At 71.7% G+C, this 16,779-nt stretch carries 13 protein-coding genes; 10 read left to right on the forward strand and 3 right to left on the reverse strand.

Going from position 1 to position 16,779, the window contains the following annotated elements:
- Positions 1–66: 66 nt before the first annotated feature.
- The 4 genes from ACWGJM_RS25140 to ACWGJM_RS25155 all read left to right on the forward strand — a co-directional run bounded on the left by ACWGJM_RS25140 (position 67) and on the right by ACWGJM_RS25155 (position 5,051).
- On the forward strand, positions 67–1,389 hold the full coding sequence (locus ACWGJM_RS25140; protein WP_453413944.1) for an ABC transporter substrate-binding protein: 1,323 nt from the start codon (positions 67–69) through the stop codon (positions 1,387–1,389).
- Between the two features lie 124 nt (positions 1,390–1,513).
- Entirely contained in the window at positions 1,514–2,425 is a 912-nt protein-coding gene (locus ACWGJM_RS25145; RefSeq protein ID WP_453413945.1) for a carbohydrate ABC transporter permease, read from the forward strand.
- Complete coding sequence (locus ACWGJM_RS25150) at positions 2,422–3,324, forward strand: carbohydrate ABC transporter permease (RefSeq protein ID WP_453413946.1); 903 nt, start codon at positions 2,422–2,424, stop codon at positions 3,322–3,324. Before ACWGJM_RS25145 ends, ACWGJM_RS25150 begins: the two co-directional genes overlap by 4 nt.
- 2 nt (positions 3,325–3,326) lie before the next feature.
- Positions 3,327–5,051: a hypothetical protein gene (locus tag ACWGJM_RS25155; protein ID WP_453413947.1), complete on the forward strand. Its 1,725-nt coding sequence runs from the start codon at positions 3,327–3,329 to the stop codon at positions 5,049–5,051.
- Positions 5,052–5,130: 79 nt separating this feature from the next.
- On the opposite strand, the gene ACWGJM_RS25160 is transcribed toward ACWGJM_RS25155, so the two are convergent.
- Positions 5,131–5,790 carry a nucleoside/nucleotide kinase family protein gene (locus ACWGJM_RS25160; protein ID WP_453413948.1) on the reverse strand — a complete coding sequence of 220 codons (660 nt, stop codon included), beginning with the start codon at positions 5,788–5,790 and terminating at the stop codon, positions 5,131–5,133.
- Between the two features lie 85 nt (positions 5,791–5,875).
- Between ACWGJM_RS25160 and ACWGJM_RS25165 the strand changes: the two genes are divergently transcribed.
- Together ACWGJM_RS25165 and ACWGJM_RS25170 are read left to right on the forward strand one after the other, a co-directional pair.
- Positions 5,876–6,616, forward strand: a complete 741-nt coding sequence (locus ACWGJM_RS25165) for an HAD family hydrolase (RefSeq protein ID WP_453413949.1) — start codon at positions 5,876–5,878, stop codon at positions 6,614–6,616.
- Positions 6,613–8,955: a glycoside hydrolase family 65 protein gene (locus ACWGJM_RS25170; protein WP_453413950.1), complete on the forward strand. Its 2,343-nt coding sequence runs from the start codon at positions 6,613–6,615 to the stop codon at positions 8,953–8,955. Before ACWGJM_RS25165 ends, ACWGJM_RS25170 begins: the two co-directional genes overlap by 4 nt.
- 12 nt (positions 8,956–8,967) lie before the next feature.
- Here the strand turns inward: ACWGJM_RS25170 and ACWGJM_RS25175 are convergent, their stop codons facing one another.
- Both ACWGJM_RS25175 and ACWGJM_RS25180 read right to left on the reverse strand, forming a co-directional pair.
- The gene (locus tag ACWGJM_RS25175) at positions 8,968–9,861 is read right to left on the reverse strand and encodes a M48 family metalloprotease (protein ID WP_453413951.1); all 894 of its coding nucleotides are present in this window, start codon (positions 9,859–9,861) and stop codon (positions 8,968–8,970) included.
- Positions 9,858–10,241 carry a BlaI/MecI/CopY family transcriptional regulator gene (locus ACWGJM_RS25180; protein WP_453413952.1) on the reverse strand — a complete coding sequence of 128 codons (384 nt, stop codon included), beginning with the start codon at positions 10,239–10,241 and terminating at the stop codon, positions 9,858–9,860. The genes ACWGJM_RS25175 and ACWGJM_RS25180 overlap by 4 nt, the downstream gene beginning before the upstream one ends.
- Before the next feature lie 176 nt (positions 10,242–10,417).
- Between ACWGJM_RS25180 and ACWGJM_RS25185 the strand changes: the two genes are divergently transcribed.
- The 4 genes from ACWGJM_RS25185 (at position 10,418) to efeB (ending at position 16,682) form a co-directional block, all read left to right on the forward strand.
- A complete protein-coding gene (locus tag ACWGJM_RS25185) occupies positions 10,418–11,905 on the forward strand; it encodes a hypothetical protein (RefSeq protein ID WP_453413953.1) in 1,488 nt (495 codons plus the stop codon).
- Positions 11,902–12,849, forward strand: a complete 948-nt coding sequence (locus tag ACWGJM_RS25190; protein ID WP_453413954.1) for a lysylphosphatidylglycerol synthase domain-containing protein — start codon at positions 11,902–11,904, stop codon at positions 12,847–12,849. The genes ACWGJM_RS25185 and ACWGJM_RS25190 overlap by 4 nt, the downstream gene beginning before the upstream one ends.
- Positions 12,850–13,035: 186 nt before the next feature.
- Entirely contained in the window at positions 13,036–15,372 is a 2,337-nt protein-coding gene (gene efeU / locus ACWGJM_RS25195; RefSeq protein ID WP_453413955.1) for an iron uptake transporter permease EfeU, read from the forward strand.
- A 38-nt stretch (positions 15,373–15,410) separates the two neighbouring features.
- Positions 15,411–16,682 (forward strand): iron uptake transporter deferrochelatase/peroxidase subunit, encoded by a 1,272-nt coding sequence (gene efeB / locus ACWGJM_RS25200; protein ID WP_453413956.1) that lies wholly within the window; start codon positions 15,411–15,413, stop codon positions 16,680–16,682.
- Positions 16,683–16,779 lie beyond the last annotated feature (97 nt).

The following is a 16,779-nucleotide window of genomic DNA, read 5'->3' on the forward strand; positions in this document are numbered from 1 at the left end:
TCAAAATGCACCCGTGCCGCCTCAGCCGGCGCCGTGCTCCGTCCCTACGACGAAATGGGATCGAAGATGACCACTGTGGGTGTGCGGCGCTCCCGCCGACTCGGCCGCGGCGGTATGCGCCGCCTGGTTCCCCTCGCTGCCGTGGCCTCGGCAGGTGCCCTGCTGCTCTCCGCCTGCGGGTCGGGCTCCGGCTCGGGCGGGAACGCCAAGTCGCTGACGTTCTGGATCTCCACGGTGCCGGGGCAGGACGCGGGCTGGAAGAAGCTGGTGGCGCAGTACAAGAAGGAAACGGGCGTCAACGTCAAGCTCGTCAACATCCCCTACGACGGCTACCCGACGAAGCTGCACAACGCCGCGCAGGCGAACTCTCTGCCCGACGTCGCGGACGTGCCGGCGCTGGACCCGATCTGGTCGAACAAGCTGATCGACCTGAGCTCCATCGCCAACAACAAGAGCTACCACATCAACGCCAACTTCCTCGCCAAGGACTCGTCCGGGAAGGTGCTGTCCATACCCTCGGACGTCACCGCGTCCGGCCTGTTCATCAACAAGACGCTGTTCAAGAAGGCCGGCGTCTCCTTCCCGGCCTCGCCGCAGAAGACCTGGACGTGGACCGACTTCATCAAGGCGGCGAACAAGGTCCGCCAGAAGACCGGCGCCAAGTACTCCCTGACGTTCGACCAGTCGCCGTCCCGGCTCCGCGCCATGGTGTACGAGATGGGCGGGAAGTACGTCCACGCGGACTCCTCCGGCAAGTTCTCGGCGGACGCCGCGACCAAGAAGGCCGTGAAGTACTTCGTCGGCCTGAACGACGACAAGGTCATGCCGAAGTCGGTGTGGACCAGCGGCGCCGACCCGTCGGCCATGTTCCAGAGCGGTGACGTGGTCGCCTACTGGTCCGGCGTGTGGCAGGTAGCCGCCTTCTCGGACAGCATCAAGAAGTTCGGCTGGGCGAGCGTCCCGACCCCCGCCCAGCCGGTGCAGGCCAGTGACGTCAACAGCGGCGGCATGATGGTGGGCTTCAACAACAACGGCGCCGCGGCCACCGCCGCCAAGAAGTTCATGTCCTGGGTGTACGACCCGAAGCAGTACACCGAGCTGGTCGAGACCTCCGGGTTCCTCCCGGTCGAGAGCGGCCTGAGCCCGAAGTACCCCTTCACCTCCGAGGCGGCGCAGGCGGCGTTCAAGCTGTACAACGAGGAGATCCCGCTCTACGCCCCGATCTCCGGCTACTTCAACACCGCGCAGACGAACTGGGTGCTGAAGGGCAAGAGCCTCACCGAGGACCCGACCAAGACGGAGCTCGGCAAGGCGATCAACGGCCAGCAGTCGGCCGACAAGGCCCTGCAGAACATCGTGGACGGCTACAACCAGGCGGTCGGCGGCTGATCGTAGGCCAGTGGGCCGGGCGGCGGTGTCTCGACCCCGCCGCCCGGCCCTGGGCGTCCACGTGATGCCGGCCTCATGGCGTGAGCCCACAGCAATCCACTCCACCAGCACGGAAGTCAGGAAGATGACAAAAAGCGCCGCGGACGTGTCCGTGAGGCCACCCAGGAGACGCAGCACCTACACCATCGCGCCGCTCGTCCTCATCGCGGCCAATGTCGTGCTCTTCGCGCTGTTCTTCGCGTGGCCTGCGGTGATCGGGCTCGTCTACTCCTTCACGAACTACACGGGAGTGGGGGCGTTCCAGTTCATCGGACTGGACAACTACCACAACCTGTTCGGGGACTCCGCCTTCTACGACGCGCTGACCCGGACGCTGCTGTACGCGGTGTTCTTCGTTCCCCTGAACTTCGTGCTCTCGCTGCTCGCCGCCAACCTGCTGGTGAGCAAGCACGCCAAGGGCGCGTCCGTCGCCCGAGTCATCTTCTTCATTCCGTGGCTGCTGTCGCCCATCGTCGTGGGTGTCCTGTGGCGGTGGCTGTTCGGTGAGAACTTCGGACTGGTCAACTACGTCATCGAGAAGTTCGGCGGGCACGCCGTTCCGTGGCAGTCGAACGCGGACCTGTCGCTGGCGGTGGTGGTGGTCGCGGCATCCTGGGCCTGGACGGGCTTCTCGATGCTGTTGTTCATCGCGGCGATCAAGAACGTACCGGTGTCGTACTACGAGGCGGCCTCGCTCGACGGCGCCGGTCCGTGGCGCCAGTTCATCAGCATCACGCTGCCGAGCATCGCGCCCACGTCGTTCATCGTCATCCTGCTCAACACGATCAACGCGATGAAGGAATACCCGCTGTTCGTCGCCCTGAACAACGGCGGACCCGGAACGTCGAACAACCTGCTTGTCCAGTACATCTATGAGACCGGCTTCAAACGGGGCCAGATCGGCTACGCGAGCGCTGCGTCGTTCGTGCTCATGCTCATCCTGATGGCCGTCGCGATCATCCAGCTGATCGTCAACCGGCGGGTGGAGAACCGATGACAACCACAGACACGCCACGCCCGGTCGACGCCGGTCCCGGAAGAGCCGTTGCCAAAAAGCGGCCCCGCGGTGCGGCCACTGGTGGGCTCCGGCGGGCAGTACCCGCGACGACACTCCTGTGGATCCTGGCCTGCCTCTACGGGTTGCCGGTGCTGTGGTTCATCTGCAGCTCCCTCAAACCGGCCGGGGATCTGTTCTCCTATCCGCTGACGCTGGTTCCGCACCACCCCACCCTGTCGGGTTACCTGACGGCGTGGCGCAGTGCCAACTTCTCCCAGTACTTCATCAACACGACCATCGTGTGCGTGATCACGACGATCCTCACCGTGGGAGCCAGCTGCTGCACCGGCTACGCGCTGGCCAAGTACGACAACAAGTGGCTCAAGGCGTTCTTCATCTGCATCCTGGCCACCACCATGCTGCCCAGCGAGGTCATGCTCGCCCCCGAGTTCCTGGTGGTCCGCAACCTCGGCCTCTACAACTCGTTCGGCGGCATCATCCTCCCGGCCGTGCTCACCGCGACCGGATGCTTCATGTTCCGCCAGTTCTTCCTGACGGTTCCCGACGAACTCGTGGAAGCCGCACGCATCGACGGCGCCCGCGAACTGTCGATCTTCCTGCGGATCATGGTGCCGCTCTCCCGGCCCATCATGCTGACCCTCGCCATCCTGTCCTTCCAGTGGCGGTGGAACGACTACATCTGGCCGCTTCTGATGCTCAACGACCCCGACAAGTTCACCGTGCAGATCGGCATCCAGAGCATCGTCGGCGCGCAGAACATCAACTGGTCGGTACTGCTCGGCGCATCGGTCATCTCCATGATCCCCCTGATCGTCATCTTCCTGGTCTTCCAGCGCTACGTCATGGGCGCCGACATCAACGCAGGACTGAAGGACTGACCATGCCCACCCCGCTCGACCACGAATTCGTCCGCGAGGTGGCCAGCGCCGCCGACCGGCTGGCTGTCCCGCTGACGCCCCGCCCGGACGAAGAACCAGCCGGCGTGCCCCATCGCGGTCTGGCGCACCGGGTGAAGACACTGCTCGCGGCGTACCGTTCACAGGACTCGGCGCTGCACGGCAGCGGGCCGGCCGTCGCCGCCGCGATGACCCACCTCGCCGCTCTCCGTGCCGTGCAGACCCCCTCCGGCCTCTTCGCCGGCGGCGACAACGTGCAGTCACCCCCGGATTCCGCGTTCACCATCAACGACGTGTGCGACGCACACGTCCTTGCCGCGAGCGCGGGGCCGGAACTGCGCGAGGTCGCCGCAGCCCTCGCCGAGATCGCCGGTGCGGCTTCGGAAAGCCTCCGGACAGGCGGGGTGCACACGCCGAACCACCGGTGGGAACTGTGCGCGGCGCTGGCCCGGCTGCACCGGTCGTTCCCGGACGGCCGGCTGCTCGACCGTATCGACGCGTGGCTCGCCGAGGGCGTCGACATCGACGCGGAGGGCCTGTACTCGGAGCGGAGCGCCAACTACGCGGCCCACGTGTCCAACCCGTCGCTGCTGCTGCTGGCCGACGTCCTCGGCCGCACCGATCTGCGGGACGCCGTCGAACGCAACCTCACCGCGACCCTGGACCTCATCAGGCCGGACGGCACGGTGGAGACCGTCCACTCGCGGCGGCAGGACCAGAACCATACGTTCTCCTTGGCGCCCTACCTGCCGTCCTACCGGCTGCTCGCGATCCGTACCGGCCGGGGCGACTTCAGCCGGGCGGCGCGGCTGGCGGCAGCCTGCGGCATCGACGACGCGAATCTGCTCGCCGAGACCATCCTGACCCCCGACCTGTGCCGCGAGCTGCCGGCACCGGCGCCGGAAACTCTTCCCCGCGACCGGTACATCGCCACGGCGCGCCTTGCCTCACGTGCCTCCGCCACCGCGCACACCGTCGTGTACGGCGGCTCGGACGTGCCCGAGCACCGGCGCATCCGCTCGGGCCTCGCCTGCAATCCGACCTTCCTGCGGCTCTTCGCCGGCGACGCGGTCCTCGACGCCGTGCGGCTGTCGCGGGGCTTCTTCGACCTGGGCCCCTTCCGTGCCACGGACATGGCAAGTCTCGGGGACGGCCGGTACCGGCTCACCGAAACCCTCACGGCCGCCTACTACCAGCCGCTTCCGCCGGCCGAGCACCGGGCGGACGGCGCCTATGAAATGGCGGACGAGGGACGCTTCTCGGCCGCGATGTCGTTCGGGCAGCGGCCGCGGGACGATGTCGCGCTGACGACCCGCGTCGATGTGGAACTCCGGGACGACGGTGCCGACATCCGGTTCGACATGGCCGGTCCGCGGGTGCCGTGGGCACTCGAACTGACCTTCCGGCCGGGAGGCGTCGTGCACGGCGCCGAACCGCTGGGCGAAGGACGCTGGTGCCTCAATTCCAGGGCGATGGCGTACCGGGTGGGCGAGGACGAGATTCGGGTCGAGGCCGGCGTCCACTGCGGCGAACCGCTGGCGGGGCCGGACCAAGGCGACCTGCTGCGGTACGACCCCGGTCAGGACTACACGTTGCTGCGGGGGACCGACGCGACGACAGGGCCACGTGTCCGCCTCGGGGGATTCGGCCCGCACACGCTGAGTGTCACTCTGCGCGCTCGCCGGACCCGTGAGCGTGTCGCGGAGTGACGCGGTACGTCACCGACGGAGCGCTTTGTGTGGGTGACGCTCGCCGTGGAACGGCTCGACGGGACCCCGCACGCGTGGCTCACGCCGCGGACGCGCCCGGCGGCAGCGCGGTCACCGGCACGATCAGGTCCGCCCGGTCCCGGGTCGCCGCCACCAGGTCCGCGTTGCGCTGGTCGCTGCCCAGGACCCACGCCACCGCCGTGTCGTGGTCCTTGCCGAACTCCTCGTGGCGGGCGACGAGCCGGCGGACGCGTTCCGGCTCGTCGAGTTCGCAGAACCACACCTCGTCCAACTGCTGCCGTACCCGGGCCCAGGGGCCGGTGCCGAGCAGCAGGTAGTTGCCCTCGGTCACCACCAGCCGGGCCGTCCGCGGCACCGGGACCGCGCCCGCGATCGGCTGCTCCAGCTCCCGTTCAAAACCCGGCGCGTACACCACCTCGTCCCGCTCCTCGCGCAGCCGCCCGAGCAGTGCCGCGTACCCGGCCGCGTCGAAGGTGTCGGGCGCGCCCTTGCGGTCCCGGCGGCCCAGACGGTCCAGTTCGACGTCGGCGAGGTGGAAGCCGTCCATCGGGACGTGCGCCACCCAGGGCTCCCCGGCGCCGTTGAGCGCCCTCACCAGGTGCTCGGCGAGCGTCGACTTGCCGGCGCCGGGGCTGCCGGTGATGCCGAGGAGGGCGCGCGGGCCGCTCTCGGCGAGGGCGCGGGCGCGGGTGAGAAGGTCGTCGAAAGTCAGGTGCACGGGGGAGAGTCTGTCATCTGCCGTTCATGCGGAGTGTGGCGCGTACCACCCACTGGAATCCGTCGTGTGGGGAAGTGTGCTGGGTATGAGTGAGCTCGGTCTGCCCGACACCATCCAGGCCTGTCTCTTCGACCTCGACGGGGTCGTCACCAGGACGGCCGTCGTGCACGCGGCCGCCTGGAAGGAGACGTTCGACGACTTCCTGCGCGGATACGAGGGCGAGCGTGCCCGGCCGTTCGACGCGGTCGCCGACTACGACGAGTACGTGGACGGCCGGCCGCGCGCGGACGGGGTGCGCACCTTCCTCGCCTCCCGGGGCATCGATCTGCCCGAGGGCGACCCCGACGACCCGCCGGACGCCCCGACCGTGCAGGGGCTGGGCAACCGCAAGAACGAACTGCTCCTGGAGAAGATCCGTACCGAGGGTGTGGAGGCCTACGAGGGCACGCTGCGCTACATCGAGGCGGTCCGGTCCAGCGGACTGAAGACAGCGATCGTCTCCTCCAGCGCCAACACCCGCGACGTGCTGCGCTCCATCGACGCCGAGCAGCTCTTCGACGTCCGGATGGACGGCGTGGTCGCCGCCGAGCGGGGGCTGCCGGGCAAGCCCAACCCCGACACCTTCCAGGCCGCCGCCCGTGATCTCGGCGTCGAGTACCGGCGGGCCGCCGTCTTCGAGGACGCGCTGGCCGGCATGGACGCGGGCCGCTCCGGCGGCTTCGGGTACGTCGTCGGCGTCGACCGGGTCGGGCAGAGCGATGCCCTGTACGCGCACGGCGCCGACATCGTCGTCGAGGACCTCGCCGAACTGGGAGGCAAGGAGTGATCACCCAGCGGTCGTACGCCGTCGAGCCGTGGACCGTGCGCGAGACCGACCTGGGCCTCGACGTGCTGGCCCAGAGCGAGTCCGTGTTCGCGCTGTCCAACGGCCACGTCGGCTGGCGCGGCAACCTCGACGAGGGCGAACCGCACGGCCTGCCCGGCAGCTACCTCAACGGCGTGCACGAGGTGCACCCGCTGCCGTACGCCGAGGCGGGCTACGGCTATCCGGAGTCGGGCCAGACGGTCATCAACGTCACCAACGGCAAGATCCTCAGGCTGCTGGTCGACGACGAGCCGTTCGACCTGCGCTACGGCAGGCTCGTACACCACGAGCGCACTTTGGACCTGCGGCGCGGCGTGCTGGAGCGGACCTGCGAGTGGACCTCGCCCACCGGATCCACGGTACGGGTGCGTTCGACACGGCTCGTCTCGCTCACGCAGCGCGCGGTGGCCGCCGTCGCCTACGAGGTGGAGCCCGTCGGCAAGCGGGCCCGGGTGGTGATCCAGTCCGAGCTGGTCGCCAACGAGCAGCTGCCGGGGTCCAATGGCGACCCGCGCGCGGCGATGGCCCTCCAGTCGCCCCTGGAGCCGGAGGAGGACTTCGCCTCGGGAGGGCGGCTGCGCCTGGTGCACCGCACCCGCCGCAGCGGGCTGCGCGTCGCCGCGGCCGCCGACCACGTCGTCAGCGGCCCCGAACGGACCATCACGAGCAGCGAGAGCCGGCCGGACGTGGCCCGTCTGACGGTCACCTCCGTCCTGGAGCCGGGCCAGCGGCTGCGGGTGGAGAAGCTCGTCGCCCACGGCTGGTCCGGCACCCGTTCGCTGCCCGCGATGAGCGACCAGGTCGACGCGGCCCTGGCCGCCGCGGCGCACGACGGCTGGCAGGGCCTGCTCGACGAACAGCGCGCCTACCTGGACGACTTCTGGGCGTGCGCGGACGTCGAGGTGGACGGCGACGAGGAGATCCAGCAGGCCGTCCGCTTCGCCCTCTTCCACGTCCTCCAGGCCGGCGCCCGCGCCGAGCAGCGGGCGATCCCGGCGAAGGGGCTGACCGGCTCCGGCTACGACGGGCACGCGTTCTGGGACACCGAGATGTTCGTGCTGCCCCTCCTGACCTACACCGCGCCCGAGGCCGTCGCCGAGGCGCTGCGCTGGCGGTACAACACACTGGACTCCGCACGGGAACGCGCGGCCCAACTCGGCCTGGAGGGGGCCGCGTTCCCGTGGCGCACCATCGAGGGCTCGGAGGGCTCGGCGTACTGGCCCGCCGGCACCGCGGCCTTCCATGTGAACGCCGACATAGCCAGTGCCGTGGTGCGCTACGTCGCCGCCACCGGGGACACCGGCTTCGAACAGGACACCGGCGTCGAACTGCTGGTGGAGACCGCCCGCCTGTGGCGCTCCCTCGGCCACCACGACCACCACGGCGCCTTCCACATCGACGGGGTCACCGGACCCGACGAGTACAGCGCCGTCGCCGACGACAACACGTACACCAACCTGATGGCCCGGGAGAACCTGCTGGCCGCCGCGGACGCCGTCGAGCGCCATCCGCGCGCGGCGGCCCGGCTCGGCGTCGACGACGAGGAGAGCGCCGCCTGGCGGGACGCCGCCGAGGCCATGCACATCCCCTACAACCACGAACTCGGCGTGCACGAGCAGCACGCGGGCTTCACCCGCTACCAGCAGTGGGACTTCGCGAACACCCGCCCCGACCAGTACCCGCTGCTGCTGAACTTCCCCTACTTCGACCTCTACCGCAAACAGGTCGTCAAGCAGGCCGACGTGGTGCTGGCGATGTACACCTGCGACGGCTACTTCGACGACGAGCAGATCGCCCGCAACTTCGCCTACTACGAGCCGCTCACCGTCCGGGACTCCTCCCTGTCGGCATGCTGCCAGGCCGTCATCGCCGCCCAGGCGGGCCATCTGCCGCTCGCCTACGACTACGCGGCCGAGGCCGCGCTGATGGACCTGGCCGACCTGGAGCACAACACCCGCGACGGACTGCACATCGCGTCGCTGGCCGGCACCTGGATGGCGCTGGTGGCGGGCTTCGGCGGGATGCGCCGGGACGACGACGGGCTGCGGTTCGCGCCGCGGCTGCCGGAGAAGATCCGCCGCCTGGCCTTCACCGTGCGGTACCTCGACCGCCGACTGCGGGTGGAGGTGCACGCCGACAAGGCCACGTACTCCTTGCTGGACGGCCCCCCGCTGACCATCGGTCACCACGGCGATCGGCTCACCCTGCACCCCGACGAGCCGGCCGTCCGCGCCGTACCCCCGGTGAAACCGCGGCCGGCCCCGGACCAACCACCACACCGCAGGCCCGAAAGCCGCTGACCGGGGGCCGCCTCAGCTCAGCACGCCGGTCAGCAGTCCGAGCAGGTCGCCGGTCGCGTCGGCGGCGCCCAGTGCGGGGAGGGCGCCGAGGGCGAGGACGGCCGCGGCGGCGGTCCGCAGGCGCGGGGGAGGGGCCGTTTGCAGGGCCGCGATCCGGCGGGTGACGGCGCGGTCCGTGAAGGTGAGCGCGCAGCCGGTACGGGCGCCGCCCGCGGTGAGCGCGGCGCGGGCCAGGGCCCGGGCCGTGGTGGCACGGTCCCCGACGGCGGTCGCCGCCTGCTCGTCCGCCCAGCGCTCCACCAGGAAGCCCACCGTCGAGCGGACCGGGATCAGCAACGGGTCGGCCGCCGCGGCGAGCGAGGCCGCGGTCACCAGGAGGCCGTGCCGGTGCGCGAGATGGGCCCGCTCGTGGGCGAGCAGCACCCGGCGCTCGGCCGGTCCGAGGGCGCCCAGCATGGCGGAGGTGACCAGGATCCGGCCCGGCCGGCCGGGAATGGCGAACGCCTGCGGCACATCGGAGGCCGCGACGATCAGTTCGGTGTCCCCCGGATGCCCCGCCGACAGCCGCCGCAGCGCCCGCCGGATGCCGCGCTCGGCGCGCACCGCACGGTGCACGCGACGGGCGACGACGGCGAGGGCCAGGCACGCGGCGATCCCGATGACGCCCGGCACCGGATCGGCCAGCCGGTGCCCGTCCTGCCGGGCCTCGGCGACCACGGGGGGAGCGTCGCCCACCAACGCGGCCGCCAGCAGTATCAGGGACCAGGTGGTGGCCGCCGCGGTGAGCACGGCCGCGGAGGTCAGCACCCGTGCGGCGAGCGCCGGTGCCACCCGCCGGCCGAGCACCGGACCTACCAGTCGCAGCAGCAGCGACAGCAGCAGCGGGGTGTAGACGTCGATCCTCATGCGCCGCCTCCGCCGAGCAGATCGCGCAGGACCCGCTCCTCCTCGGGGCTCAGTCCGGACACGAACTGCTGCAACGCGGCGATGGGGTCCGGACCGCGGTCGAGGGCGTCGTGCATCGCCTCGGCGGTCAGCTCGGCCGCGTTCTTCGCGGGCCGGTAGGCGCCGCGCCGCCCGTTCGCGTCGCGCAGGACGAGCCCCTTGTCGAACAGCCGCTTGAGGATGGTGTGCACGGTGTTGTACGCCAGCCCGCCGCCGATCTCGGTCTGGATCTCGGCCGGAGTCAGCGGTCGCTCCGTGGCCCACAGCGTGGCCAGCACCTCGCTCTCCAGCGCCCCCGCGCCGCGCCGCTCCGCTCTGTCGGGGGACCCTGTGCCAGCCATGCCCCAACCTTACAGCGCGTAGGGCCGTCAAACGGATGGCCGTGTTTGCCCTGCGGCCGGGCTTGTGGCCGGTTAATTTAGCTCTGTTTAGCCGTTTTTGCATGCTTTCGCACCTACGGCCCTACAGGTTGTAGGGTGACACGAACCCTACAACCTGTAGGGGTGAAGGGTGGACGATGTCAGGCAGCGCGCACGCCACACTCGGCGGGACCCGCCGCGGCGGTCCGTGGACCGTGCCCCGCGGCACCCGGCGCGCCCGCGCCGACGGTCCCCTCGCGGTTGTCGCGGCCGTCTTCACCCTGGCCCAGCTCCTCCTCGTCCGGCCCGGCATGGGCCTCGGCTGGGACGAGACCGTGTACGTCAGCCAGGTCAGTCCCCATGCCCCCGCGGCCTTCTTCAGCGCACCCCGGGCCCGCGGTGTCTCCCTGCTCGTCGCACCCGTCGCGGCCTGGTCGTCGTCCACCCCGCTGCTGCGGATCTACCTGGCCGTACTGTCCGGCCTGGCACTGTTCCTGGCGCTGCGCGCCTGGCGGGGGCTCTTCCCGGTCCGTGTCCTGGCCCTGGCGGGCGCCCTGTTCGCATCGCTGTGGGTGACCCTCTTCTACGGCCCGCAGGCCATGCCCAACTACTGGGTCGCCGTGGGCGCGCTCTCCGCCGTCGCCTGCTTCCTGCGCGCCGGCGCCGACCGCTCGGACCGGGCCGCCCTGTGGGGGCTGGCCGCGAGCGGGGCGCTGATGGCCTGGATGCGGCCCACCGACGCGGTCTGGGCGACCCTTCCCCTGCTGCTCCTCGCCCTGTCGCGCCGCCACTGGCGCCTCCTCGGAGTGCTCCTGGCCGGACTGGCGGCCGGGGCGGCGGAGTGGGTGATCGAGGCGTACGCCGGCTACGGCGGTCTCGCCCGGCGGCTGGCCGACGGCTCCGCGATCCAGGGCGGCCTGGGCTGGCATGTCGCCGTCGTCGACCAGTTGCGCAGCCTGGGCGGGCGGGCCCTGTGCCGGCCCTGTACGGGCGCGCTGCCCGACCCGCTGCTCACCGTCTGGTGGTTCGCCCTGCCGCTGCTCGCGGTGCTCGGCCTCGTCGCCGCTTTCCGGGCCCGGCGCACGTCGGCGACCCTGGTGCCGCTGATGTGCGGGGCTACGGCCGCCTTCCCGTACCTGTTCATGATCGGATACGCGGCGCCCCGGTTCCTGCTGCCCGCCTACGCCCTGCTGGCGCTCCCGGTGGCCGGCGCGCTGGTCCACCTGGTGACCGTCCCCGGCCGCACCCGGCGGACCGTGGCCGTGACGCTGGTGACGCTCGGCCTGGCCGCGCACCTCGCCGTCCAGATGGCCGTCCTGGTGCACACCGTCGACCGCACCACCGCCTCCCACCGAGCCTGGTCCGGTACCGCCGCCGAGCTGCACCGCCTCGGCGTCCGCCCGCCCTGTCTGCTCACCGGGCACGAGTCCGTCCCGGTCGCGTTCTACGCCGGCTGCTCCTCCGCGGCGACCGCCGGGCACAACGCCAACAGCACCGCGCAGGGCATCGCCCGGACCGCCGACCGCACACCGGTCGCCACGCTCGTCACCGCCGGATCCCGGCCACCCGCGTACGCCCGGCACTGGCCGTCCGTACCCTTCGGCGGGCTGCGCATCCACTACGCCGTACCGGCCGGCCGCCGATGACGTCCCCGGCGGGCCTCGCCACCGGTGCCGGCCGCCGACGGGCGTACGGGCACACCGCCGTCTGCCTCGCCGTCCTGACCTGTGCGGCCTATCTGGCCCGCCGGCACTGGCCGCTCCTCGAGACGGGCGCGCTGCGGCTCGCCGTCGCCGACCAGGGCTGGCTGCTGGTGGGCGCGACGGCGGCGGTCGGGACCTGGGCGGCCTCGGCGCTCGCCCAGCAGGGCGCGGTCATCCGGCGGCTGCCCGGCGGGCGTCTGGTGGCCGCCCAGTTCGCCGCCTGCGCGGCCAACCACGTGCTGCCCGCCGGGCTCGGGGCCGGGGCGGTGAACCTGCGGTTCCTGATGCGCTGCGGGCTCCCGCCGGGCCGCTCGGCCAGCGCGCTCGCGGTCAAGGCCACCGCGGGCGCCCTGGTCCGCGGCGCGCTGATCGCGGCGCTCGCCCCCTTCTGCCCAGGCCTGCTGCGGATCCCGCATGTCTCCCCGGCCGTCCTGGCCGCCGTGCTCGCGGCCGTCGTGCTGGTGGCCGGCCTGCTCGCCAGTCCGCTGTGGCCCCGCTGCCGGGCCGCCCTGGCGACCGTACTGGCGGACATCCGCGCCGTGCACGCCAGACCGCACCGTGCGGCGGCCCTGTGGGGCGGCTCGCTGGGCTTCGCCGCGCTGCACTCCCTGGTGCTGATCGCCGTCACCCGGGCCGTCGCCCTGCCCCTGCCGCCGGCCCGCGTGGCACTGCTGTACCTCGCCGCGAGCTGCGCCGCCGCCCTGCTGCCCACCCCGGGCGGCCTGGGCTCGCTCGACGCGGCGCTCGGCCTCGCGCTGACCGCGTCCGGGGCGCCGGCCGCGGCGGCCGCCTCCGCCGTACTCGGCTACCGGCTCCTGACCGTGTGGCTGCCGCTGGTGCCCGGACTGCTGGTGCTCGGGATGCTGGTCCGCCGCAAGGCGCTGTGAGCGGTGAGCCGCTGTGACCGGCGAGGCATCACCCGGCCGGGTCGCCCCGGCTTTTGCCCCGACATTGCCGCTTCATGACCAGCCGACTACATGGGTGTAGTCATGATGGTCATCGAAAGTAAGGCATGCCTTCGCTAAGTCGGGGGCGAGGTGGCGGGGACGTGCCTGCCGGGAGGGCCGCGACGCATGTGGGACGACGCGTTTCCGAGTTTCCTGATCGGGCTGAGGGAGGGACTCGAGGGCGGTCTCATCGTCTCCATCCTGGTCGCCACCCTCGTGAGGGCCGGTGCGCGGTCCCGGCTGCCGCAGGTGTGGACGGGCGTCCTGGCCGCGATCGCCGTGGCGATGAGCTTCGGCGCGGTCCTCACCTTCACCGCCGCGTCGCTGTCCGCCACCGCCCAGGAGGCGTTCGGCGGCACCCTCAGTGTCATCGCCGTCGCGTTCGTCACCGGCATGGTGTTCTGGATGCGGCGCTCGGCCCGCAGCCTCTCCGGCGAGATCAAGGAGAAGGTCACCGGCGCGCTCGGCACGGGCGCGGGGGTGCTGGTGCTCACCTCGTTCCTCGCCGTGGGCCGTGAGGGCCTGGAGACCGCCCTGTTCCTGTGGACCACCGCCCGCGCGGCGGGCGAGTCCGCGGGCCCGATGACCGGTGCGGGTATCGGGCTCGTGCTCGCGGCGGGCCTGTGCTGGGGCCTGTACCGCCGTGTCCTGAAGATCAATCTGACGAGGTTCTTCACCGCCACCGGCGCGGTCCTCATCGTCATCGCGGCCGGCGTCCTCGGCTACGGCCTGCGCGACCTCCAGGAGGGCGGCGTACTGCCCGGCAGGACCGCGTACGCCGTCGACCTCGGCGGCAGTATCGACGCCGGCTCCTGGTACAGCACGCTCGTCCAGGGCGTGCTCAACCTGACGCCGACGATGACCTGGCTCCAGGTGACCGGGTACGCCGGCTACCTCGCGGTGGTGATGACCCTGTTCGTACGGGGGGTACGCGCGAACCCCTCCGGCGCCACCGCGGCAGCCACCCCCCGTCCGATCCCGACGGCAGCCGGCACCACACCCGGTCCGGCGCCCGCGTCGGTGCCTGGGCCGGATTCCGCGTCCGTGCCCGGGGCCGCGTCCGGGGCGGGGCCGGCTGCCGGGTCGGCGTCCTGCACGGGTGCTTCCCGGTCGGAAACCGCGTCCGTGCTCGGGCTGGATCCGGTGTCCGGGGCTACGGGCGCGTTCGGGTCGGAATCCGTGTCCGTAGCCGGGCGGGATTCCGCTTCCGAGGCCGGGACCGCTTCGGAGGAACCCGCCTCCGTGCTCGGGGACGGGGCCGGGCCCGACCCCACCCCCGAGCACGAACCCGTGGCCGCGGGCCGCCGTCGGCCCGGCTGGGTCGTCCCGGTGGCTGTCGTCGCCGTTCCGGCGGTCCTGGCGGGGCTGGTCGTCGCGCTGGCCCGGCCCAAGCCGGCCGGGGCGCAGACGGTGGCCGTGTCCGGGAGCGAGTGCGGGAAGGGCTTCACCGCGCCGAAGCCGGGCCGGCAGACCTTCCAGATGCACAACACGGGCGGCAAGACGTCCGAGGTGTACCTCATCGACCCGGCGACCGGCGCGGTCTACGGCGAGATCGAGGGACTCGCCCCCGGCACCACCCGCGACCTGGTCGCCACGGTGGCGGGCGGCAGCTACGCGTGGCGGTGCGTGCCGACCGGCGGCAGGGCCGTCACCTCCAAAGCCGTCAGTGTCACCGGCGGGGGAGCGGCCAAGGCGGTCGTGCCCGTCTCGGAGAGCGACCTCGCGGCTCCGCTGAAGGCGTACAAGGCGTACGTGAACCAGGGCCTGGCCACGCTCGTCACCCAGACCCGGAAACTCGACGACGACATCGACGCCGGCCACCTCGGCCGGGCCCGCGCCGACTGGCTGACCGCCCACCGCACCTATGCCTCCCTCGGCGCCGCGTACGGCACCTTCGAGGACTTCGACCAGAAGATCGACGGCCGGCCCGACGGACTCCCGAACGGCGTGCGCGACAAGGACTTCACCGGCTTCCTCCGGATCGAGTACGGCCTGTGGCACGGCCGGTCGGCCAAGGACCTCCGCACCCCGGCCCGGCAGCTGGCCGAGGCGGTCGCCGGACTGGCCAAGGCCTTCCCCGGCCAGAAGTTCGAGGCGGGCGACCTGCCGCTGCGCGCCCACGAGATCCTGGAGAACACCCTCCAGTTCGAGCTGACCGGCGACACCGACCAGGGCAGCGGCACCGGGCTCGCCACCGCCGACGCCAACCTCGCGGGCACCCGCGAGCTGCTCACCGTACTCAAGCCGCTGCTGACCAGCCGCGCGCCGAAGCTGCTGCCCACCGTCGACGCGGACATCGCCCAACTCCAGAAGCTTCTGGACGCCGCCCACCACGACAACGGCTGGACCCCGGTCGACCGGCTCGCCCCCGCCGACCGGCAGCGGCTGAACGGCGCCACCGGACAGCTGCTGGAAGACCTCGCCCCGATCCCGGACCTCCTCGAGATCCGGAAGTCCGCCTGATGAGCACCGAACACCCGCACCTGGAAGGAACCCCTTCGATGTCCACTGCCGAAACGCCGGCCTGCCCCGTCGGCCCCGCCCGCCGCTCCTTCGTGCGGACCGCGCTGGGCGCCGGCGCGGCGGGCGCGGTCCTGGCCGGCGGCGGCTTCGTGCTCGGCGAGAGCGGCGGCACCGCCCAGGCTCAGGACACGGGTGCGGACAGCGGCGCGAAGGTCCCCTTCCACGGCGCCCACCAGGCCGGAATCATCACCCCGGCGCCGGCCGCCGCGACCTTCGTCTCCTTCGAGGTCACAGCCGACGACCGCAAGGGCCTCGAAGACCTGTTCAGGACCGTCACCGAGCGGGCCCGTCTGCTCACCTCCGGCGGCACCCCCACCGACCTCGGGGTCGGCGCTCCGCCCTCCGACAACGGCATCCTCGGTCCCGAGGTGCCCGCCGACGCGCTCACCGTCACCGTCGGCGTCGGCGCTTCCCTGTTCGACGACCGCTACGGCCTCGCCAAGGCGAAGCCGGCCCGGCTGACGCCGATGCGGACGTTCCCGAACGACCACCTCGACGCCGCCGAGTGCCACGGCGACCTGTCCCTCCAGATCTGCGCCGACCGCCAGGACACCGTGCTGCACGCACTGCGCGACATCGCCCGGCACACGAGGGGCGCCATGCAGATCAAGTGGCGCATCGACGGCTTCCAGAACACCCCGCGCCCCACCGGCGCCCAGCGCAATCTGCTGGGCTTCAAGGACGGCATCGCCAACCCGGACGTCACCTCGGCCCGGGAGACCGACCGGCTGATCTGGGCGGGCGGCGGACAGGGCGAGCCGGCCTGGACGAAGGGCGGCAGCTACCAGGTGATCCGGATCATCCGGATGCTCGTGGAGTTCTGGGACCGGGTGTCCCTGACCGAGCAGGAGAAGATGTTCGGCCGCCGCAAGGACACCGGCGCCCCGCTGGACGGCGCCAAGGAGACCGACATGCCCCAGTACGCCAAGGACCCGCACGGCACGGCCATCCCGCTGGACGCGCACATCCGCCTCGCCAACCCGCGCACCGCCGCCTCCGACGACTCCCGCATCCTGCGTCGGGGCTACAACTACGACCGGGGCGTGGACAACGTCGGCAACCTGGACATGGGACTGGTCTTCTGCTGCTACCAGCAGGACGTCAAGCGGCAGTTCGAGGCCACCCAGACGCGGCTGGTCGACGAACCCCTCGTCGACTACATCTCCCCGACCGGCGGCGGCTACTTCTTCGCCCTTCCGGGTGTGCGGGACACCGGGGACTGGCTGGGCCGGGGGCTGCTGTCGGCCTGACTTTCCCCCGGCATGGCCAAGGCCTGCCCCCGGCTTTACTGCGCATCCCTTGTACCTGCTGTGAGTTGGCACAAGGCTGGGCCATGTCTCGAGATGT

The organism is Streptomyces sp. NPDC054834 (genome assembly GCF_053611185.1).